Source organism: Stappia sp., assembly GCF_965276915.1.
Taxonomy (GTDB): Bacteria; Pseudomonadota; Alphaproteobacteria; order Rhizobiales; family Stappiaceae; genus Stappia.
On the sequence record NZ_OZ255709.1, the window covers coordinates 2,074,384 to 2,094,442 of the forward strand.

General features: G+C 63.5%; 23 protein-coding genes. 7 read left to right on the forward strand and 16 right to left on the reverse strand.

Annotated features, from left to right (window positions below; genetic code table 11):
- Positions 1 to 109: 109 nt before the first annotated feature.
- On the reverse strand, positions 110 to 904 hold the full coding sequence (locus tag ACQY46_RS09690; RefSeq protein WP_428700035.1) for a response regulator: 795 nt from the start codon (positions 902 to 904) through the stop codon (positions 110 to 112).
- A 136-nt stretch (positions 905 to 1,040) separates the two neighbouring features.
- Here ACQY46_RS09690 and ACQY46_RS09695 point away from each other — a divergent pair, with 136 nt between their 5' ends.
- A complete protein-coding gene (locus tag ACQY46_RS09695; protein WP_428700036.1) occupies positions 1,041 to 1,241 on the forward strand; it encodes a NepR family anti-sigma factor in 201 nt (66 codons plus the stop codon).
- The gene (locus ACQY46_RS09700; RefSeq protein WP_428700037.1) at positions 1,238 to 1,783 is read left to right on the forward strand and encodes a sigma-70 family RNA polymerase sigma factor; all 546 of its coding nucleotides are present in this window, start codon (positions 1,238 to 1,240) and stop codon (positions 1,781 to 1,783) included. Before ACQY46_RS09695 ends, ACQY46_RS09700 begins: the two co-directional genes overlap by 4 nt.
- Positions 1,784 to 1,795: 12 nt before the next feature.
- Here the strand turns inward: ACQY46_RS09700 and ACQY46_RS09705 are convergent, their stop codons facing one another.
- The 3 genes from ACQY46_RS09705 to ACQY46_RS09715 all read right to left on the reverse strand — a co-directional run bounded on the left by ACQY46_RS09705 (position 1,796) and on the right by ACQY46_RS09715 (position 3,718).
- Positions 1,796 to 2,215, reverse strand: coding sequence for a hypothetical protein (locus ACQY46_RS09705; protein ID WP_428700038.1), 420 nt, complete (start codon positions 2,213 to 2,215; stop codon positions 1,796 to 1,798).
- Positions 2,216 to 2,218: 3 nt separating this feature from the next.
- Positions 2,219 to 2,569 carry a DUF883 family protein gene (locus tag ACQY46_RS09710; RefSeq protein ID WP_428700039.1) on the reverse strand — a complete coding sequence of 117 codons (351 nt, stop codon included), beginning with the start codon at positions 2,567 to 2,569 and terminating at the stop codon, positions 2,219 to 2,221.
- Between the two features lie 141 nt (positions 2,570 to 2,710).
- Positions 2,711 to 3,718 carry a PRC-barrel domain-containing protein gene (locus ACQY46_RS09715; RefSeq protein WP_428700040.1) on the reverse strand — a complete coding sequence of 336 codons (1,008 nt, stop codon included), beginning with the start codon at positions 3,716 to 3,718 and terminating at the stop codon, positions 2,711 to 2,713.
- Positions 3,719 to 3,721: 3 nt separating this feature from the next.
- Here ACQY46_RS09715 and ACQY46_RS09720 point away from each other — a divergent pair, with 3 nt between their 5' ends.
- Together ACQY46_RS09720 and ACQY46_RS09725 are read left to right on the forward strand one after the other, a co-directional pair.
- A complete protein-coding gene (locus ACQY46_RS09720) occupies positions 3,722 to 4,153 on the forward strand; it encodes a hypothetical protein (RefSeq protein ID WP_428700041.1) in 432 nt (143 codons plus the stop codon).
- Between the two features lie 123 nt (positions 4,154 to 4,276).
- On the forward strand, positions 4,277 to 4,456 hold the full coding sequence (locus ACQY46_RS09725; RefSeq protein ID WP_306031386.1) for a DUF1328 domain-containing protein: 180 nt from the start codon (positions 4,277 to 4,279) through the stop codon (positions 4,454 to 4,456).
- A 98-nt stretch (positions 4,457 to 4,554) separates the two neighbouring features.
- Here the strand turns inward: ACQY46_RS09725 and ACQY46_RS09730 are convergent, their stop codons facing one another.
- From ACQY46_RS09730 to ACQY46_RS09745, 4 genes are all read right to left on the reverse strand, one after another.
- Positions 4,555 to 6,150, reverse strand: coding sequence for a sensor histidine kinase (locus ACQY46_RS09730; protein WP_428700042.1), 1,596 nt, complete (start codon positions 6,148 to 6,150; stop codon positions 4,555 to 4,557).
- 34 nt (positions 6,151 to 6,184) lie between these two features.
- Positions 6,185 to 6,763 carry a sigma-70 family RNA polymerase sigma factor gene (locus ACQY46_RS09735; RefSeq protein ID WP_428700043.1) on the reverse strand — a complete coding sequence of 193 codons (579 nt, stop codon included), beginning with the start codon at positions 6,761 to 6,763 and terminating at the stop codon, positions 6,185 to 6,187.
- On the reverse strand, positions 6,763 to 6,960 hold the full coding sequence (locus ACQY46_RS09740) for a NepR family anti-sigma factor (RefSeq protein WP_428700044.1): 198 nt from the start codon (positions 6,958 to 6,960) through the stop codon (positions 6,763 to 6,765). Before ACQY46_RS09740 ends, ACQY46_RS09735 begins: the two co-directional genes overlap by 1 nt.
- A 226-nt stretch (positions 6,961 to 7,186) precedes the next feature.
- On the reverse strand, positions 7,187 to 7,378 hold the full coding sequence (locus tag ACQY46_RS09745) for a PLDc N-terminal domain-containing protein (protein ID WP_428700045.1): 192 nt from the start codon (positions 7,376 to 7,378) through the stop codon (positions 7,187 to 7,189).
- 429 nt (positions 7,379 to 7,807) lie between these two features.
- On the opposite strand from ACQY46_RS09745, the gene ACQY46_RS09750 reads away from it, so the two are divergent.
- Together ACQY46_RS09750 and ACQY46_RS09755 are read left to right on the forward strand one after the other, a co-directional pair.
- The gene (locus tag ACQY46_RS09750) at positions 7,808 to 9,040 is read left to right on the forward strand and encodes a DUF3179 domain-containing (seleno)protein (protein ID WP_428700046.1); all 1,233 of its coding nucleotides are present in this window, start codon (positions 7,808 to 7,810) and stop codon (positions 9,038 to 9,040) included.
- Between the two features lie 110 nt (positions 9,041 to 9,150).
- On the forward strand, positions 9,151 to 9,639 hold the full coding sequence (locus ACQY46_RS09755) for a MarR family winged helix-turn-helix transcriptional regulator (RefSeq protein ID WP_428700047.1): 489 nt from the start codon (positions 9,151 to 9,153) through the stop codon (positions 9,637 to 9,639).
- A 313-nt stretch (positions 9,640 to 9,952) separates the two neighbouring features.
- On the opposite strand, the gene ACQY46_RS09760 is transcribed toward ACQY46_RS09755, so the two are convergent.
- The 7 genes from ACQY46_RS09760 to ACQY46_RS09790 all read right to left on the reverse strand — a co-directional run bounded on the left by ACQY46_RS09760 (position 9,953) and on the right by ACQY46_RS09790 (position 18,527).
- Positions 9,953 to 11,749: an ABC transporter ATP-binding protein gene (locus tag ACQY46_RS09760; protein WP_428700048.1), complete on the reverse strand. Its 1,797-nt coding sequence runs from the start codon at positions 11,747 to 11,749 to the stop codon at positions 9,953 to 9,955.
- On the reverse strand, positions 11,746 to 12,660 hold the full coding sequence (locus ACQY46_RS09765; RefSeq protein ID WP_428700049.1) for an ABC transporter permease: 915 nt from the start codon (positions 12,658 to 12,660) through the stop codon (positions 11,746 to 11,748). The genes ACQY46_RS09760 and ACQY46_RS09765 overlap by 4 nt, the downstream gene beginning before the upstream one ends.
- Positions 12,657 to 13,598 carry an ABC transporter permease gene (locus ACQY46_RS09770; RefSeq protein WP_306031393.1) on the reverse strand — a complete coding sequence of 314 codons (942 nt, stop codon included), beginning with the start codon at positions 13,596 to 13,598 and terminating at the stop codon, positions 12,657 to 12,659. Before ACQY46_RS09770 ends, ACQY46_RS09765 begins: the two co-directional genes overlap by 4 nt.
- 161 nt (positions 13,599 to 13,759) lie before the next feature.
- The gene (locus tag ACQY46_RS09775) at positions 13,760 to 15,301 is read right to left on the reverse strand and encodes an ABC transporter substrate-binding protein (RefSeq protein WP_428700050.1); all 1,542 of its coding nucleotides are present in this window, start codon (positions 15,299 to 15,301) and stop codon (positions 13,760 to 13,762) included.
- Between the two features lie 57 nt (positions 15,302 to 15,358).
- On the reverse strand, positions 15,359 to 16,072 hold the full coding sequence (locus tag ACQY46_RS09780) for an SDR family NAD(P)-dependent oxidoreductase (RefSeq protein WP_428700051.1): 714 nt from the start codon (positions 16,070 to 16,072) through the stop codon (positions 15,359 to 15,361).
- Positions 16,073 to 16,083: 11 nt separating this feature from the next.
- A complete protein-coding gene (locus tag ACQY46_RS09785) occupies positions 16,084 to 17,262 on the reverse strand; it encodes an NAD(P)/FAD-dependent oxidoreductase (protein WP_428700052.1) in 1,179 nt (392 codons plus the stop codon).
- Positions 17,259 to 18,527: an NAD(P)/FAD-dependent oxidoreductase gene (locus ACQY46_RS09790; RefSeq protein ID WP_428700053.1), complete on the reverse strand. Its 1,269-nt coding sequence runs from the start codon at positions 18,525 to 18,527 to the stop codon at positions 17,259 to 17,261. Before ACQY46_RS09790 ends, ACQY46_RS09785 begins: the two co-directional genes overlap by 4 nt.
- 168 nt (positions 18,528 to 18,695) lie before the next feature.
- Here ACQY46_RS09790 and ACQY46_RS09795 point away from each other — a divergent pair, with 168 nt between their 5' ends.
- Positions 18,696 to 19,553, forward strand: coding sequence for a LysR family transcriptional regulator (locus ACQY46_RS09795; RefSeq protein WP_428700054.1), 858 nt, complete (start codon positions 18,696 to 18,698; stop codon positions 19,551 to 19,553).
- A 22-nt stretch (positions 19,554 to 19,575) separates the two neighbouring features.
- On the opposite strand, the gene ACQY46_RS09800 is transcribed toward ACQY46_RS09795, so the two are convergent.
- Positions 19,576 to 19,980, reverse strand: a complete 405-nt coding sequence (locus tag ACQY46_RS09800; protein ID WP_428700055.1) for an Rrf2 family transcriptional regulator — start codon at positions 19,978 to 19,980, stop codon at positions 19,576 to 19,578.
- Between the last annotated feature and the right edge of the window lie 79 nt (positions 19,981 to 20,059).

Genomic DNA, 20,059 nt, shown 5'->3' on the forward strand with positions numbered 1-20,059 from the left:
TTGCAATGATTTGCACGAAAAAGACCGGGCCGGAGCCATGAAGGCTCCGGCCCGGTCTTTTGTCGTGTCGTCTTGCAGCTTTCGCGCCCGGCCAGGGACCAGATGCTGATCAGGCCTTGCCGCCGGCGCTCTGATCGAAGAACAGCGCCTGGCTGATCAGGGCTTTTACCATATCGGGATTGAACGGTTTTGTGATCAGGAACGCCGGTTCCGGACGCTCTCCGGTCAGAAGCCGCTCGGGGAAGGCGGTGATGAAGATCACCGGAATGTCGTCGTTCTGGAGAATCTCGTTGACGGCGTCGATCCCGGAACTTCCGTCGGCGAGCTGAATGTCGGCGAGAACCAGCTTTGGCTGCGTCTTGCCGAAGAGGTCGACAGCCTCGGTGCGGGTACGGGCGATGCCGGCCACCTGGTGGCCCAGTTCCTTGACGATATGCTCGATGTCCATCGCGATCAGCGGTTCGTCCTCGATGATCAGGATGTCGGTGGCGATTTGGCTGGAGATGCCGCGCGAGGCTTCGCGAAGAAGCTCGTCGACCTCGTCTGTCGAAACATCCAGGATCTCGGCCGCTTCTTCGCTTGCAAACCCTTCGACGGAGGTGAGCAGGAACGCCTGACGCGCTTGCGAGGGCAGCATGGCCAGGTTCGCGCTGGCGCGCTTTTCCCAGGCGAAGGGCGAGGGAACATCGCTTATCTCGATCCGGGCGGAGCCGTAGACCGAGGCAAGGACCTTGTAGATCGAAACGCGGTCGTTCCCTGTTTCGGGGAAGCTCGAGACATCCGCTATGAGGGCTTCCAGAGCTGCCGCGACATAGGCGTCGCCGGACTTCTGTGACCCTGTGACCGCCCTTGCGTATCGCCGCAAATACGGGAGATGAGACGCAATGCGGGTGGAAAGTGACATGTGTGACTCCCTGTTCGCCTTTGGCGGCATTCAACAACAAGCTAACGCCCGGGAGAACGGAAAGTTCCCTCGGCGGGTGATTTTTTGAGTTGAGCCCTGTAACCTGGAACAGGCAAACCAACCGGGCACGCGTTCCATGAACGGATTCAAGAAAACCGCGGCAGGGAGCACGCCGCATCCAGGCAAGCACTCAACGGTCAGCCACGAGCAGATCACGGAGAAGCTGCGCGAGTTCTACGATTCCGTCCAGGACGAGGACATTCCCGACAGGTTTCTGGAGCTTCTGGAGCGACTGGACGAGGCGGAGAAAAAAGTCTCCGGGTCCGGCGGGAAATGAGTGAAGCTCCCTCGTCTCCGGATCCGGAGTTCAAGCGTGCTCTGCTTGCGCAGTTGCCGGCCTTGCGCGCCTTTGCGGTCTCTCTTTGCGGCAGAAGCGACCTTGCCGATGATCTCGTTCAGGATGCGATCCTGCGAGCATGGGCCAACCAGCACACATTCACGCTCGGCACGAACATGAAGGCCTGGCTGTTTCGTATCCTGCGCAACGGTTTTTACAGCCGGGCCCGGAAGGCCGGGCGGGAGATTTCGGACAGTGACGGGCAACTGACCGAAAGGCTCGCGGTCGGCCCGGGACAATATGCGTCGCTTGCCCTTCAGGATTTCCGCCAGGCGCTGGAGGCGTTGCCGAGCGACCAACGTGAGGCGATCGTTCTCGTCGGGGCGTCCGGATTTTCCTATGAGGAGGCAGCCGATATCTGCGACTGTGCTGTCGGGACGGTAAAGAGCCGGGTCAACCGGGCCCGTGCCCGACTGCGTGAACTGCTGACGCTTGCCGAAGGCGAGATGCCGGCGCCGGACATGCCAACGCCCGCGACCTGAGGGGCGACGACTTCAGCTGTCGTCGCGATTCCTGGCCGCGAGGATCAAGGCCAGACCGCCGGCAACAGCCAGGCCGAGCCCGGCTCGCGAGCGCGTCAGCGAGGGCAGCGCAGAAAGCGCGAGCGTGGCAAGCAGTGCCTGACTGCCCTCACGTTTCCGCTCCCGTCGCCGTTCCAGCGAGTTGACGAGAGACAGCGCCGCCACCAGCAGCGTGGCGATCGCCAACTGCGCCGCGGCAATAGCAAGCGCCGCGTTGACGGCGCCCAGCAGCGTGGAGAGATAAAGCCCCGCAGCGGCAAGCACGGCAGCGTATGTACCCAGCAGCAGGACGCCGGCCAAGAGACAAATCAGGGCCGACCGGCGCCCCCTGCGCAGAACCGCACCGAAATCCGTGCCAAGGGCCGAAGCCAAGAGTGGCACAAGGCGCAGCATCGGTCAGCGCCGCGCAAGAAGAGCAACGAGAAAGCCGATGCCGGCGGCGATGCCGAGCGACTGCAGCGGTTTCTCGCGAACCTGCGTCGTCAGCGAACGCTCCAGCTTGTTGAGCTCCTCGGTCAGGCTGTCGAGCGTCTGCTGGGAGGCATTCGCGATGTTCTTGCCTGCCTTGTTCGCCCGGTCCTTGTACTCGCCGGTCTTGTCGGTGCCATAGCGCGTGATCGACTCCGCGAGGGCCGAAATGTCGCCGCGAAGGCGTTCGATGTTCTGCTCGATCGTTGCCGCGTGCTCTTCCGAGCGCGCATTGGAACCGGAAGTCGTGTTGCGGGTAGCGGCAGCGGTGCTGGCCATCTTGTACCTCCTTGATTGGGTAAGGGAACAACGCGCCATGCGCGGAATCGTTCCAGGAAATTTGCGGGTCTGTCGTGTCGGGACCGGAACAAGCGAAAACGCCGGCCGGGCGGCCGGCGTCTTCTTTGGAAAGGTCGGATGCTACTGGGTGATGTTTGCATCCGGCTTGGCTTCGGTGGCGTCGCCCGAGTATTCCGGAAGGGCTTCGAGCTGCTCCTGCGTGTAATCGGTGTAGATATGCAGGGAGCCGTTCTCGTCCTTCTTGATCTCGAGCGTGGTCACGTCAATTGCGACCGGCTTGGCGCCGATTCCAAGGAACCCGCCCACGTCGAGAATGAAGGCCTCGACCACGCCGTCCCTGGACACGATCACATCATTGACCGCACCGAGGTCCTCGTCCTGAGCACCGTAGACCGGCGTACCGATCAGTTCGTCGGCGCTGGCGACAGATGCCTCGGCCAGGATATCCCGGTCCACGGTGTCGGACTGCATTGCGGTATCGTCCGACTGCATCGCCGGATCCTGCGCTTCGGCAGACTTGTCGAGGGGAACCGCGGGAGCGGTCGAAGCAGCGCCCGTTGTCTCACCCGACGCGCTCGGCTGCCCGGTTCCGGACGACGACGAGGTCGTCCGGTTGTCGGCCATCACGCTCCTGTCGCGAGACATCTCGGCCGTGTTCTCGGGCATGAGCACCGTGCGATCGAAGGCGGGAGCGGTTTCCAGCTCTTCCTGAGTGGCACTGATCGTCAACCAGCGCTCACCGTCCCGCTCGACCCAGCTGACACGCTGGAAGTCGATTGCAACGTCCTTCTCCCCGATGCCGAGGAAGCCGCCGACACCAACGACAACGGCCTCGGCCTCGCCGGTCTGCGACAGGACGACGTCGTTGACCTCGCCAATCGCCTCAGCTTCTCCGCTGGCTCCGTTGTACAGGGATTTGCCGATCAGCGAGGTCGCCAGGATCTGGGACTGCGAGGCCGCGAAGTAGCCGTTTTCGCTTTGCATCGGCTGTGTGTCGGACTGGATGGAGAAGACGGCGTCACCGGAGCCCGCCTCGGCCCGGCCCTCCGTCTTCATTGCGTCATCCGCCAGGGCGCCCGTGGTCAGGGCGGCGGCGAGGGCGGTGGTCGTCAGAAGTGTGCGGATCATGTCATGATCTCCCGATGTTTATTCGTCGTCGTCAACGCATCCGCGCAGTACATGTGGTCGCATGCGCAGTTCATGCTGTTGATGTCAGGTCAACTTCCTGCCGTTGGAAAAGTTCCGGGATTTTTTCAATCGTTTATGGATGACCTGCATGAGTTCTCGGCCGGGGAGGTGCTCGCGGTTTATTTGAAAGGGCCGGATCCAAGGGAAAGGCCGGGGACGCCTGTCGTCGGGCCTGGATCTCGCGAAAGGGGGCAGGTCGATGCAAACCGCATGTCGAAGGTGTTCCGGCCGGGCAGAATATGTCTGCATGGATACACGGGTGTTGATGTCCCTGTCCGGAACGGCTTGTCGATGATCGCGGAACTCAAATCGGGTCTGGCAATTTTCAATCGAACCAAATTGAGCTTGAGGCGTTCTTCAATGGACAGCGCATGACGTTCCGCATGCCTGCGGTCTTGATCTTGCGAATGGATCAGGGTGCTTGCGAGTTGAAGTCAGTTTCTCTGGTTTTGTACGAAACTCGCCGAAATATCCTGAACTGACGATAAGGAGAAAACGATGTTTGCCTGGGCTCTGACGTTTCTGGTCATCGCGTTGATCGCGGCGTTTCTTGGTTTCGGCGGCGTGGCCGGTACCGCAATCGGGATCGCCAAGCTGATTTTCGTGGTCGCGCTGGTGCTTTTCGTCGTTTCGGTGATTTACGGCCTGATCAGCGGCCGTCGCCCGCCGACGGTCTGACAAGCAAGCCTGTCCCTTCAAGACAAAGCGCCGCGGTCTACACCATCGTCCGCGGCGCTTTTTTCTGGATTGGCTTGAGCGGAAGCGCGCGGCGCCGGTCAGATTGACGAGTTTCCGGCCCGATCGGGCGTCTCCGGCTGGCGGGCCGCTGGTATCTCCAGTCGTGTCGTGTTGCCTTCCAAAGTGCAGGATGCGGAGAGTTGACGAAGATAGGCACGAACAAGGCGTGCTCGCAGCGGTGCCTCTTCCTCCACGTCGTCAAGGACTTCCTCGATTCCGCTCGCCCCTGAAATCAGGAGGGAGATCGTCTCCCCTCCCTCTATCTCGATATTGAGCCTCTCACCGTGTTGCAGGCCGTCGAAACGCTGTGGCAGCAGTTCGGCAAGAATGAATGCCAACGGGATTGCCCGGTCGAGGTCGATGGACGATCGGCTTGTCCCGCTGAAAAGAATTCGGACTTTGCCTTGTGACACCATCGCAGGTCCCCTCAGCGATTCCACCACGTCCCGAACCAGGGCCTCTATGGCCACGTCCGTCCCCTCGTTCGAGGCATAGGAAACCCGGTATGCGGCAGAGATGGACAGAACCCGCTCCAGGGCAACGCGCAGGACGGCTTTCTCGTTGTCCTGCATTGCGTCGCGCCGCTGCATCGCCACGAGGCTGGTGATCATCTGCAGGGTGTTCTTGATCCGGTGGTGCAGTTCGCGGCTGAGCCGCTGCTGTTCGCCGAGAGCTGCCTCCAGGTCGCGTGCCCGATGGTCGATACGGTCGGCCATCATGTCGAACGTTATTCCAAGCAGGCTTATCTCGGGCGGAGCGGCGACCAGTTCGCCGACGCGCGCCCTGGTGTCGCCGGCCCCGTATCTGCGGAAGGTCGCGTAGATGTGGTTGAGATAGCGCAAAAGGAACCGCTGGATGCCGTAGCGCAGCACGACGAAAACGATAGCGAGAAGCAGGAGGGGGGGCGCGAGGGCGCTGGTGATGCTGAGCCAGGGCTCAAGCAATGTCGCCGTGGGTTGGCTGGCGGTGACGACGCGGTATTGCGTGCCGGGCAAAGCGGCGGAGCCGATATACCATCCGTTGTCGTTCTCCGTGAACGATCCGGCTGGCCAGTTCACAGGCGTGAGACTGCCGACAGCATCCAGAAAGGCTCGCTGATAGTTGGTGTCATAGGTGTGAGAGGCCAGGACGGTGCCGACTTCGTCAACAAGGGCAAACCCGATATTGCTGGAGATCGTGGCCGCGATCGGCGCAGTGAGAAGCGTCTGGGGGCGCAGGCCGATCCCGATGCGCACGCCGGTTGCTTCATTGATGCGGGAGACGGCGATCGCGGCACTAGCAGGCACGCGCGCCGAGCCTGGTGGGAGCGGGGTGATTTTGCCCTCGCTCAGGACGACCCTGCACAGCCGTTCCCCACCGCGGGCGATGTCCAGCTCGACGGCCTCGATCAACTCCTCGCGCATGGAGGCGAACAGATCTTCACAATCTCCAAGGCTGGTGGAGGGAAGGGCGGCAAGCGCGCCGGCATACCCTTCCGCGCGTGCCATCACCTTGGCGCTCGACTGGCCGATCAGGCGCGCGTAGTCGATGAAGCGGGCGTGTTCTTCGTCCGCGCGGCGCAGATGGTCCGAATAGGACAACAGGAAGGCCAGGGCGGCGAGTGGCACCAGTGCCGCCGCGATATGGCCGAACAATCGGCGATCAAGCCTTGTGCTTGTCGGGGGTAATCTATTCCATGGCACTGAGCTTTACCGTTGACACCGAGGACATCGAAACCGCTGCCTGGATGGACTGGTCGGGCCCGTACTCCCCGGCAGACACCACACTGAGAATTTCGGCCAGCCTGTTGCGGGCCCGGTTGACACGGCTTTTTACCGTTCCGACCGCGCAACCGCAGATTTCCGCCGCCTCCTCATAGGAGAAGCCGGATGCTCCGATCAGGACAAGCGCCTCGCGCTGGTCTTCCGGCAACTGCGCAAGGGCGTCGCGGAAATCCTCGAAGTCGAGATGAGCGGTCTGGCCCGGATGTTCGGCCAAGGTGTCGGAATACCGGCCGTCCGGGTCCGGCACCTCGCGTTTGGTCTTGCGGCAGCTGGAATAGAACGCGTTGCGCAGAATGACGAAGAGCCAGGCTCTCATGTTGGTGCCGGTCTTGAAGCGGCCGATATTCGCCCACGCCTTCATCAACGCTTCCTGGACGAGGTCATCGGCCCGGTCCCGGGTGCCCGTGAGGGAGGTGGCAAAGGCGCGCAGGCTCGGGATGCAGGCCAGCATTTCCTCGCGGGTTTCGACAGGTACGTTCGCCATCAGCGTTTCTCCTGTTCGCGCGGGGAAGCGCCTTGTTCGTCGAGCTGTCTCAACAGATTTTCGAAACGGTCAGGCACCGGTTGCGTCAGGATGTCCTCGTAATAGGCCTTCAAACGGGTGCCGATGCGCGCGTGAATGTCCTCGTCGGCGCCCGACCGCACTTCTTCTTGCAGGGTTTTGTGGCTCGGAGTTGCCATGTCAGACATTTCCTTTTCAAGAACAGGCAGGGCCGCGACGGGACAGACCTTCCCCAAGTGGCTAGCCAGGCTGTCCCGCGTTGCCGGGGCCGGGCATTTCAGGAGCCGGGAGTGGGAAAACCTGCGCCCGCGCCGCTGCCGCAAGGACGGAACGTTCAAGGCAAACGCACCGCGATCGCCTTGGTTCCATCGGCTCGTGTTTTTTTTGATGACCGGGTTGCGGGCGTTATGCGCGTGCCGGTCTTGACGGTCCCGCGACCAGCCAGAGCAGGAAGCCGATGACCGGCAGGAGCAGGATGAGAACCACCCAGACGACCTTGCTACCGGTGGATGATCCCGATCCGACCGTCTTCACGATGGCGTAAACGTCGAGAACCAGAATGATGAGACCCAGCAGACCTCCGACCTCAATGCCCATGATCTCGCTCCTCAGGTTTGTGTGCCGCAAGCGCGGCCTTCGCAAGCAGAACGCGGCCCGTATGATTTGGTTCCATCGGACGGCGCGATAGGGCAGGTGCCGGACCCGGCGCGCCAAGCGGACTGCCATCGCCGCCCGCGTATGTTGTGTGATGTCCGCCGTGGGTCCGCGACCGACCTGCGGTTCAGCGACCGGGGCGAGGGTTCTGCGCAAACCCGTGATCGGGTCTGCCGCGAGGTGGGCTATGCGAAGGTGGTCAGGGTGGACAACGGCAGCGGGTTCTGCGCCTGCGCTCTCGCTTTCGGTTGTGGCCAGCCTCCGGCCGGCCGCGGCAGCGCCAGTTGAAAGGAGTGGCGCGCGGTCGCATATGGCAAGCTTGACATAAGTAACTAAATTATATAATTTAGTTATTCATTAACGGAGATTGCCATGTCTATCCACTCCCTCGCTGCGCTCACCTTCATGCTTGCGGCCCTCGCGTTGAGCCTTGTTCTTTTCCGCGACCTGGCTGACATAAGTCAGTGGGTTTTGCGCACAAGCCGCAAGAAGACCATGCGAACGTTCTACAATAGACATCCGATGATACTGGCTTTGGGCATCCTCTGGGGGTGCGGACTTGCGGCGGCGTCTGTCGGAGGATTCGATCGGATCACGGTGATCGCCATCGTCGGGGCAAGCGTCCTGATCCTGATATTTCTGTTCATGGGATACGTAAATCCCAAGCTCATGATGCGATCACAACAATCCGGTGCACGCTATTTCGATATATCGCAGGCAACGCCTCATATCGATGACGAGACGAGCCTCATCGTGGTCGAGACCGCACGCGGCGCATTCGGCCACCCGGACCGACATGTGCTCAGACCTCATGTCGCGGGCATCCCTGGCGATCCTGACGGTACGGTTCTGACCTATTGCGGGCTGACCAACATGGGGATCGCCTATGTTCCCGAGATCGGCGGGGCGCCAGTCGAGCTTGAGGCGGTGACCCAGCTCGAAAATAATCTGGTCATGTGGGACAAATCTACAGGCGAACCAGTTCAACAGTTTTGGGGAACAAGGGAGCGGGACGGCAAGAACGGCCCGCGGATGCCCGAAGTGGCGACATACCGGATGCCGTTCCGCGCGTTCAGGAAGCGCTTCCCGCAAGGTCAGGTCTTCCTGAACCTGTTTCCCTCTTTCCTACGCAACCCTTTCCTTGCCGTCTTCGACCGCATCACGCACTGGGTTTTCGCCCATGCTGTCGATGAGCAGGCGAGCAAGGAGAAACCGACATTCCCGACAATCGAGCGGTTCGATTCCAGACTGCCCAACAAGCAGAAAATCTTCGGAGCGAATGTCGGGGACACTTACTTCGCCGTCACAAAGCAACACGTGCGTGATCACGACGATCGGCTGGACCTCGATATCGGAGGCACGATCATTCATGTCGTCTATCACCTGGACGACGAGAGCCTTGGAATGTACATCGGATCGCGTGAAACGGTTGGTGTGGACATCGCGTTTGGCGGTCGCGTCGACGGGAGGATCCTTCCGCGGCTTAGCACTATGAAATCCGAGGCCTTCTGGGTTGTGTGGCAGAATTTCTATCCGGAAACCGTGGTCAATCCGGTCGGGAAGATTGAACTCGGAACCTGCGAGGGAAAACGTGGGGCCGCCTGAATATAGAAACTGGTCACGGTTGTATTGGTGATGCACCATTGGGTCCGGACTTTTGGATTTCCGAGCCTGGGTGGATCGGACAATGCGAAGCAGGTCATGGGATCGGCGCTATGGAAAAAACTTCGAACGTCGCCATTCCGGCTACAGACGATAGTGATCGTATCAACCGGTTTATCTGGAGTGCGTTTTCGCTGTCGAACCATCTGCATGAGATCCGCCAGGCATGGGCAAAGCAGTTAGGCGTCAGTGGTCCACAGTGGCTCATCTTGTTCGCAATCATGTCTGACGACAATGGAAACGGCGTTCCTGTTGGCAGACTTGCTGAAAAGCTGCATGTGAAATCCACCTTCGTTACGGCCCAAACCAAGCTGCTGGAAGAACGTGGCATGGTTGTTCGGACAGTTTCTCCCGCCGATCGAAGGGTAACTCTTCTCTCCGTGGCGACGGAAACTCAGGATATTATAAATGCAGGTGCAACAGAAAGAAATTCAGTCCATAGATATATTTTTGGAGGATTGACGGAAGTTCAGTTCGCAAATCTTGTCTCGGCAATGGAGTTAATTGAAGATCGTGCTGGCCAGGCGCGATCTTCTCTGTGACCACTTGACTGTTTTGTGAAAGGCGGGAAAGGGATATTTCGCCCTTTCAGGGCTTGGACTCATGATTGTGCCGGAAACGGCGCCCGGTCCGGCAATGATCCGCCAGAAAGGCCGCGATGGCCGGAAGGAGGGATCCCGGTCAAGCGGTCCGACGCCGCGGATCCAAGCCGGACGGGCGCCCTCCGGATATGAGGGAACGGGCTGGCAACGGCGGCGCCCCCCTTGAAAACCGGATGGCTTCCTGCGGGCCTGCTCCCGGTATCCAGTCCCGCTCCCTCAAGCCGGTTCTCACCGGAATTACGAGTTCACGCCCCTAAAACTCGCGCACCAGATGGCCTTCGCCGACGGGGTACATCCGCGAGGCCGGGCGTATCCAGTCGAGCGCGCGCACAGGGCTTTTCAGCTCGTCGGAGAGCAGGCTCCCGCGCTTGCGTTTCTCCGCCGGGTTGGGAATGGGGACGGCCTCGATCAGCTTCTTCGTGTAGGGGTGCTGGGGGTTGCGCAGGACGGCATCCCTCGGGCCGATCTCGACGATCTCGCCGAGCAGCATGACCGCGATACGGTGACTGACCCGCTCCACCACGGCGATGTCGTGGCTGATGAACAGATAGGCGAGCCCCAGTTCCCGTTGCAGGTCCAGAAGCAGGTTGATCACCTGCGCCTTGATCGAGGCGTCGAGGGCGGAGACGGACTCGTCCGCGACGATCACCTTGGGCTCGAGCGCCAGGCTCCTGGCGATGCAGATGCGCTGCCGCTGGCCGCCGGAGAACTCGTGGGGAAACCGCAGCGCATGCTCCGCCTCCAGCCCGACAAGGTTGAGCAACTCGCTCACCCGGTCCGGGATCGCCTCGTCGTCCATCAGCCCATGGACCCGGATGGGTTCGGCGATGGCCGAACCGACCGCCTGGCGCGGATTGAGGGAGCCGTAGGGGTCCTGGAAGATCATCTGCAGCCGCCTGCGGGCAATCCGCAGTTCCGAATGGTTGGCCGCCATCAGGTCCTTGCCCTCGAACAGGATTTCCGCACCGGCGGGCTGCACGAGACGCAAGATCGAGCGGCCGGTCGTCGACTTGCCGCATCCGGATTCCCCGACAAGCGCCAGCGTCTCGCCCTCGGCGAGCGTCAGCGAGACGTCCTCGACCGCGTGGACATTGCCGACCGGCCTGTTGAGCAGGCCGCCGCGAATGGTGAAGCGGGTGGTGAGGTTCCGGACCTCGAGCAGCGTCTTGCCGCGTGTGTCCGGCTCGTTTTCCGGTTCCGGGCCGGCGCCGTTCGCATCCAGCTTCGGGAACCGGCGCGGGGTCCTGGTATCGCCGAGCCCGCCGAGCTTCGGCACGGCGCCGAGCAGCATTTTCGTATAGGCATGCTGCGGCGCGGCGAAGAGGTCGGCGACAGGTGCTTCCTCCACCTTGTCGCCACGCAGCATGACGACCACCCGGTCGGAGATTTCCGCGACGACGCCCATGTCGTGGGTGATGAACATCACCGCCATGCCGATCTCTTTCTGGAGCTCGCGGACGAGTTCCAGGATCTGCGCCTGGATGGTGACGTCGAGCGCCGTGGTCGGCTCGTCGGCAATCAGCAGCTTCGGCTGGCAGGCAAGTGCCATCGAGATCATGGCGCGCTGGCGCATGCCGCCTGAGAAGCTGTGCGGATATTCGCCAATTCGCCGCCTGGCGTCGGGAATCCGTACCAGGTCGAAAAGGCGCAGAACCTCGGCCTCGGCGGCGGCGGCGTCCATGCCCCGGTGCCGGCGCAGCACTTCGGCGATCTGGAAGCCGATCTTGAGCACCGGATTGAGGCTCGTCATCGGCTCCTGGAAGATCATGCCGATATCGCCGCCGCGCACGTCCCGCATCGCCTCTTCGTCAAGGCCGAGAAGGTCGGTGCCCGCCAGCCGCACCGATCCCTCGATCCTGCTGCTGCCCGGCTGGAGCAGCCGCATGATCGACAGCGCGGTGACGGACTTGCCCGAGCCGCTCTCGCCGACGATGGCGACTGTCTCGCCCTTGTCGATGGTGAAGTCGAGGTCGCGGACGACCGGCTGCCATTTTTTGTCGACGCGGAACGAGGTGGTCAGGCCGTCGACCTTGAGGATGGGCTCGGTCATTCTTCCCCCTTCAGGCGCGGGTCGACCGCGTCTCGCAGGCCGTCGCCCAGCAGGTTGAGCGAAAACACGACGATCAGGATTGCCAGAGACGGGAACAGCGCCAGCCAGAAGCTGTCGAGAATGTTCTCGAAGCCCTCGCGGATCATGCCGCCCCAGGTGGCCGTCGGCGGGTTCACGCCGAGACCGATAAAGGCGAGCGAGGCCTCGACACGGATGGCGGTCGCCAGCCACAGGGATCCCATCACCAGCACCTCCGGCGCGATGTTGGGCAGGATGTGGCGGAACATCAGCCGGATATGCGAATAGCCGAGCGCGTGGCCGGCCTCGATGAATTCCCGGTTCTTGATCGCAATCGTTGGCGCCCGGGCGATCCGCGAGAAGGGCGGGATCGCCGTGAGCGAGATCGCGATCACCAGGTTGGAGATCGACGGCCCGAGCATGGCGACGACGATGAGGCCGAGGATCAGCGAGGGGAACGCCAGGAGCACGTCCATCACCTGCATGATCAGAAGATCGGTGCGGCCGCCGAAATAGCCGGCGATCATGCCGATCAGCGTGCCGATGATCATCGCCGAACCGATGGCGAGCAGGCCGATCACGAGCGAGATGCGGGCACCCCACAGGATCCGCGACAGCGTGTCCCGGCCATAGTAGTCGGTGCCGAACCAGTGGGCCTCGGACGGCGGTTTCAGCCGGTATAGGATGTTCTGGTCGAGTGGATCGTAAGGGGCGATCACCGGTGCAAGGATGGCCAGCAGCGCCACCACCACGAAGATGGCAAGTCCCACCCACGAGGTCTTGTTGGCGTTGAAGGCGTTGAACACGCCCCGGCCGACAGTCGCCAGGGCGAGGCGGTAATAGGTCATGCGTGACGGGCGCCTTGCCGTCACGGCGGTCTGGGGCGTCGTCATGCGTATTTGATCCTCGGGTCGATGAGGCCGTAGGTCAGGTCGGTGACCAGGTTCACGAGCACGACGATGAGCGTGTAGATCACCATCATTCCCTGCAGCATCGTGTAGTCGCGCTGGTTGAGCGCACCGACGATGAGCTTTCCGAGACCGGGGCGGTTGAAGACGATTTCCGTCAGCACGGAATTGCCGATGAGGATGCCGAGATAGAGCCCCACCACGGTGACCACCGGGATCAGGGCGTTCCTGAGACAGTGTCGCCAGACGATCACGGCGAAGGCGAGCCCCTTGGCCCGGGCCGTGCGGACGTAGTCCTGGTTGAGGACTTCCAGCATGGCGGAACGGGTCACGCGGGTGATGTAGGCGGCCATGATCAGGCCCAGGTTGATCGCGGGCAGCGCCAGGTCGCGCAGCCGGTCGCCGAGCCCGTCGCCCTGCCCGGAACTGATCACCGGAAACCAGCGCAGCTGGATCGCGAACAGCAGCAGGAGAAGCACGGCCGAAACGAAGGCGGGGAAGGAGAGGCCCAGCAGCGAGCCGATGCGGGCGAGATAGTCCGGCAGCTTGTTGCGCCGGACCGCTGACCATACGCCTGTCGGCAGGCCGACTGCGATCCCCAGGACGAGCGAGGCAAGCGTCAGTTCGATCGTTGCCGGCAGGACCTTGAGGATCTCCTCGATCACGGGCCGGCCGGACACCATGGAAACGCCCCAGTCACCGACGAGGACGCCGGCAAGAAACTCCACATATTGCTGGTAGAGCGGCACGTCGAGGCCGAGCCGGACACGCAGGGCGGCAAGTGCCGATGCGCTCGCCTGGTCGCCGAGAATGGCCATGGCCGGATCGCCGGGAAGCACCCGGACGATGAAGAACACGATGGTCAGCACGGCAAACAGCGTGATCGCCGCGAAGCCGAGCCGCTTGAGGATGAAAGCCGTCATGCAAGGGCACCTCCGTCGCTCGCGCCGGGTTGGGCCGCAGGGGCGGCGACCGGAGCAGCGGATGAGAGCGGCCCCCTTTGCCAGCCGGGACGGCTATCGCAGAGGACCGCGTCGTCACTTGCCGGGAGGCCCGTGAGGGGCTTCCCGGTGCGGAGTGGGTGTTATTCCGAGAACGATGCGGCCTCGGTCACCGGCGGGCTGAGGTTCAGCGACCCGTTCACCTCGACACCGAGGTCGAGCGTGTCCTTCCAGGCCCACAGCTGCATGCTTTGCACGATCGGCACGGCGCAGACCTCTTCCATGATCTTGCGCTGGGCGGTGGCCCAATACTCGATCTGCTTTTCCGCGTTGCCCTCGGTCCGGGCCGCCTCGATCTCCGCATCTGCGACCGCGCAATGCGAGAAGTTGGTGATCGCCGTCGGGGTGCCGACGATCGATGCGGAATGGAAGAACTGTGTCAGGTAGACGTCGGCGACCGGGAACCGGGCGGCGGCGTAATGCGTCACCTGGCTCATGTCCTTGCGGATCTGCTCGTGGAAGGTGGCGTGCTCGACGGTCTCGATCTCGAGATTGATATCGGCCTCGCGCAACAGCGCCTGCAGCGCTTCCATCGTGGACAGCATGCCCGGCAGCGTCGTGTGGATCGCCTTGATGGTCACGCCGTCGGGATGGCCGGCTTCAGCCAGCAGCGCCTTGGCCTTCTCGATCGAGTATTCGTAGTCCGGCACGTCGGCGGTGAAGCCGAGATGGCCTTCGGGCACCGGCGAGATCGCGGCGAGGGTGACGTCCGGCCCCTTGAACTGGACCATGGCGTCGCGATTGATCGCGTGGGCGACCGCCTTGCGCACGCGCACGTCGTCGAGCGGCGGCATCGTCATGTTGAGGTGGATGACGGACATTTCGCCCGGCTTCATCACCACCACCTTGGTACCCGGCACCTGCTTGATGCGCTCGACCCAGGTCTGCTCCTGCTTGCCGTAGATCATGTCGATCTCGCCGGCCTGGAAGGCGAGATCGCGCGAGGCGTCCGAGGGGATGTAGCGGTAGTAGATTTCCTTGATCTTCGGCTCGCCGCGGAAGTATTCCGGGTTGGCGACCAGCTTCACGAACTGCTGCGGCTGATACTCGGCGAACATGAAGGGGCCGGTGCCGATCGGGGTGCGCTGGTATTCCTCGCCAAGCGCCTCGACGGCGTCTTTGCACACGATGTTGCCGCCGTGATACGGCACCAGCAGGCCAAGCAGGCTCGGCACCTTTTCCTTCAGCTTGACGGTGACCTCGAGCGGCCCGCTGGCCTCGATGCTGTCGATCGCGCTGTAATCCTTGGCGAAGGCGGAGATATCCGGGTTGGAGGAGCGCTTCAGGGAGTAGGCGACGTCCTCGGCGTCAAGCTTGCCGTAGTCGCCGTGACATTCCACATCGTCACGCAGCGAGAAGACCCAGGTCAGGCCGTCCTCGGAACTGGTCCAGCTCTTGGCGATGTCGGGCTCGATGAATTCCGGGCTGGCCTCGCCGGGCTTGATCCGCACAAGGCCGTTGAACATCCAGTGCAACAACCCCTTGTCGGGCGTCGAGGTGGCCACATGCGGGTCCAGCTTGCCGGCATCGGCGCTGCCCATGCCGACATTGAGCGTCGTTCCGGCGGCATAGGCGTTGCTCGCCGCCATCATGGCTGCGAGTGCAATTCCCGTCCTGATCTTCATGTTCTCATCCTCTGGTCGTGGTTTTGTTTTTTGTTGAAGCCCTCGTTCACGCTGCTCCTACAACGTGTCTTCCAGCCGGCAATTCACCAGCATTTCCGCCATGGCTGCCGTGTTCGGCAGGGCCAGCGCCAGGGCGGTTATCTCGGCAAAGTCCGCAGGATCGATCATCTCCTCCCGGGAGACCTTGGTGACCCCGTCGGTCAGGTCGGTGGCGACGAAGCTCGGGCAGACGGCGGTGGCGCGCACACCATGATCCCAGCCGATGCGGCGGGTGCCGTGGGTCAGCGCCATGACCGCGTGTTTCGTCATATTGTAGGCAATGTTCTCGTTGCGCACGCGCTTTCCCGAAAGCGAAGCCACATTGATGACGCGGCCGGAGCCTGACGCCTTCAGATGGGGCATGCAGATGCGCGTCATGAAAAGCGGACCCTTGACATTGATCGCCCACAGCGCGTCGAGCTCCGCCTCGTCGCCCTCCTCGATGGAGAACGTGTTGGACGTGCCGGCATTGTTGACGAGACCGTCCAGGCGGCCGAAGCGGGCCAGGGTCTTGTCCAGCCAGGACTGGTGCGTGCTGCGGTCGGCCGCGTCGTAGCGGCAGCAAACGAAGCGGTTCTGCGGGGCGTCCGACAGCGCGTCCCGCAAGGACTGCGGGTCGCGTGCGCCGGCGCTGACGCTGTAGCCCTTGTCCAGCAGCTTGCGTGCGATCGCGAGGCCGATCCCGCGGCTTGCTCCCGATACCATCACGACGCGACCTTTGGGACTGAGCAAGGCGGTCTCCTTCATCCGTGCAGGGTGAGCGGGGCGGGGGCGGCGGCACTGCTCGCGAAGCGGTCGAAGCGGAAGCTGTCGATCCCGTGACCCGGCGTCTCGCCGAGCACGAGGCGGGCAGCGATCGGACCGGTCACCGGGCCGATGCCGAAGCCATGGCCGGAAAATCCGGCGGCGACCACGACATTGGCAAGGCCGGGGACGCGGTCGATCACCGGCAGGGCGTCCGGCGTCAGGTCGAGCGCGCCGGCCCATACGCCGGCGAGCTCCATCTCGGCAAAGTCGGGCAGCACGGCGGACACCTTGTCGATGGTCTCGCGCACACCGCGCATGCGTGGGCGAATGGTCGGCCGGCCGTCGGTCGTGACCATCTCGCCCGGCCAGTCCTCCGCCCCGCTCGTCACCCGCATGCGCCCCGAGATTTCCTGCCGGGCCGCCATGTCGGCGTTGGCGACGCCGAGGACCGGTGTGAGCAGCGGCGCGCAGGGCGCGCTGCGAAGCACGGTCACCATCGGCCTGCGCAAGGGGATGTCATGTCCGAGAGGGCCGAGAAGATCGTTGACGAGGAAGCCGGCGGCGATGAGCACCGCACCGGGAGAGAGCGTCCTGCGGTCGGTCACGACCCGGACGACCCGGTTGCCCTCGGTCTCCAGGCGCAGCACCCGCTCGCCGAACGAAAGGCGCGCGCCCAGTGCTTCGGCGCGACGGGCGAAGGCCTCGACCGTTGCCACGGGATCCGCGTGCCCGTCGGTCGGGCAGAAGGAAGCGGCGAGCACCATGTCGGACAGGGCAGGGGCAATTTCGCGCACGGCCTGCAGGTCGGGGAGGAAGTCGAGGGGCAAGCCGGCTGCGGTCTGGCTGGCAACCAGCGCGCGGACCGTGTCGACTTCGCTCTCGTTGCGGGCAAGGCGCAGATTGCCCGAGCGCCGGTATCCGGTCGCCGCGCCGAGCGTTTCGTCGAGCCCGGCCCAGATCTCCACCGCGGCACGCGCCAGCGGCAACTCTGCCGGATGCCGGCCTGACTGACGCACACCTGCAAGCGTCCATCCGGATGCCATCGCCGCCGGACCGTAGCTGTCGATGACCTCCACCCGCGCCCCGCTGCCGACCAGTTCGAGTGCCGCCGAGGTGCCGGTGATGCCGGCGCCGATGACAAGCACGTCGGGGGTCGGGGCAGCGGGTCGGGTCATGCGGCCGCCTTCCTGGTGAACCGGGAGAAGGCGAAGGGCTTCATGTCGACCAGTGGGGTTTCGCCCTCGATATGCTGGACGACCAGCTTGGCGACCCCCGGCCCGATGCCGAACCCGTGTCCGGAAAGGCCCGTGGCGATCACCAGCCCCGACCATCCCGGCGGTTCGTCGACCACCGGGATCTCGTCGGGCAGCACGTCGATGAGCCCGCCCCATGTCTCGGCGATCTCGACACCGTCGAGACGCGGATGAAGCGCCTTGGCGCTTGCGAGAACCCTGTCGAGAAGCTGCCGGTCGGGTGTCGGGTCCATCACCCGCACCTGTTCGAAAGGCGTCACCTCGTCCGCTTTCCAGCGATGCCGGCCGAGCGGGCCGAAGAAGTCGCCGGACACGCGGATCTTCATGATTCGCCAGCGGTCGGCGAGGATCGGCAGGAAATCCGCGAAGTGCCGGAAGGCGGCGGGAACGAGCTGGAACTCGGCGGCACCCGAGCGGGCGATCGTGTAGCCGCCATCGGCCCGGCGGCGGAGCGATGCGTTCGTTGCGCCGACCGCGCCGGCGATCACTTCGGGCCCTGGCGTGGTGCGCATCACCGACGACTTCACCGCCAGTTGCGGCAGCGACAGGCCGAGGTTCTCCAGGAAGGTGCGCGACCACACGCCGCCGGCGAGCACCACCGACTGGCAGGCGATCTCGCCGCGCTCGGTGACGACCGCGCGCACCTTGCCGCCGCTGCGTTCGATGGAGCGCACGGCGCAGCCTTCGAGGACCGTCGCTCCCAGGCGCTCCGCATAGCGGGCCATGGCCGGCACCGCCAGGGCGGGCTCCGCGGTGGCGTCGGAGGGTGTGTGCAGCGCGCCGGCGAACTGGCGGTCGTTGCGCTTCAGCAGGTCGTCCGTCTGTTGCGGGCTGAGGAGCGTCGAGCCGTGGTCGAAGCCGCTGTTGTCGGCAAGCCAGGTCTCGTGCCGAGCCAGTTCAGTTTCGTTCGCGGCAAGATAGGTCGTGCCGCGGATGCCGTAGCCGATGTCCTCGCCAAGCCGTGGCGCAAGCTCGTTCCAAAGGGCGGCACTCTCGATCATCAGCTGGAGTTCGCGATTGTCGCGCCCGGCCTTGCGGATCCAGCCCCAGTTGCGCGACGACTGCTCGCCGGCGATCCGCCCCTTTTCGCACAGGACGACGGGGATGCCTTTTTCGGCAAGGTAGAGCGCCGTGCAGACGCCGACGATCCCGCCGCCGATGACAACGACCTGGGTCTTCTCCGGCATCGACCGATTTTCGTCTGACACGCTCACATCGCCCCTCCAGACATGCGCCTTGTTGTCAGACTGCGGAGGCGGGCGGTATAAGGCAAATACCGTTTTATTCCACGCTTATGCGGAAATGTTATAATGGCGTCTTTATCCCAGCGATCTCTAGAGGCTTTCCGCGCGGTGATGCGCACCGGTACCGTGTCGGCGGCTGCGGACGAGCTTGCCATTTCGCAACCTGCGGTAAGCCGCCTCATTCGCGATCTCGAGGAACGGTTGGAACTGCCGCTTTTCGCGCGCAGGGGCGGGCGGGTCGTCGCCACCCGCGAGGCACATGAATTGTGGACCGAGGTGGAGCGCAGTTTCGTCGGCCTGACGCAGATCGAGCGGGCCGCCGCCCAGATCAGGCAGGGCTACCGGGCGACGCTGACCATCGCCGCCGCCCCGGCGATCGCCCAGTCGGTGCTGCCCGGGGTGATCGCGCTGCTCGCCGCCGAGCGGCCTGAGTTTCGGGCCGAGTTCCTGTCGATGACAACGCTGCCGGTCGTGCGCCAGGTGGCGCTGCGCCAGTGCCAGATCGGCTTCGGCATTCCAACGCAGCACAAATACGAGGTCGACGTTGTGCGCTCCGGGTCCGTGCCTTTCCGCTTCATAGCGGCACCGGGACATCCGCTGGGCGAAAAGGCGGTGATCCGCCCGGCCGATCTTTCCGATCTCGACTTTGTCGGCTTTGTCGATTCCACCATGTCCGGGCGCGCGTTCGACCGGCTCTTCGCCAAGATGCAGCGTCCGCCGGTGCAGAAGATGAAGTCCTATCTTTCGCACATCGTCTCGGCACTGGTCATGCGCGGCATGGGGGTCGGCATTGTCGACGCCTTCACTGCCGAGGATCACCGGAGTATGGGCGGAGTGGTGCGGCCGGTCGATATAGTCGAGCGGTTCGAATACTCGATCATCAAGCCGCATGGTGACAAGCTGAGCGGAGAATGCGTGGCGCTGGTCGACTACTTCGAGCGTGGCGTCCAGCACTATCAGGGCAGTTGACCGTTTCGATGCCGCCTGTCGCTCAGGGCGGGTAGGCGCAATCGGCAAGCGTGCTGCGGTCGAGTTCGGCGAGGAACGCGTTTTCCGCCGCTGCCAGACGCGATTTCAGGCGGCATCCCTGCACCAGCGTGCAGGCGCTGGCATCGCCGGCGAAACATTCGACCAGCGCCTGGTCGGCCTCCAGGATGCGGGCGATGTCGCCAAGCCGGATCTCTTCGGCCGGGCGCGCCAGAACGGCGCCGCCGGCGCCGCCCCGACGCGTTGAAAGGATGCCGGCCCGCGCCAGCCGCGAGATGACCTTGGCCAGGTGATTGCGCGAAATGCGCAGGTCTGTCGCAAGCTCGGACGTGGAAAAGGCACGCCCCGGTTCGCCGGCCATGCGCATGAGCGCGCGGAAGCCATAGTCGGTGAAGGATGTGAGGCGCAATGTCGCGCTCCTGAATTGGTATTTGAGATGCGTAATAACATCTGTTAATTGGTATTTCAAATACGTATTCACCGATGGT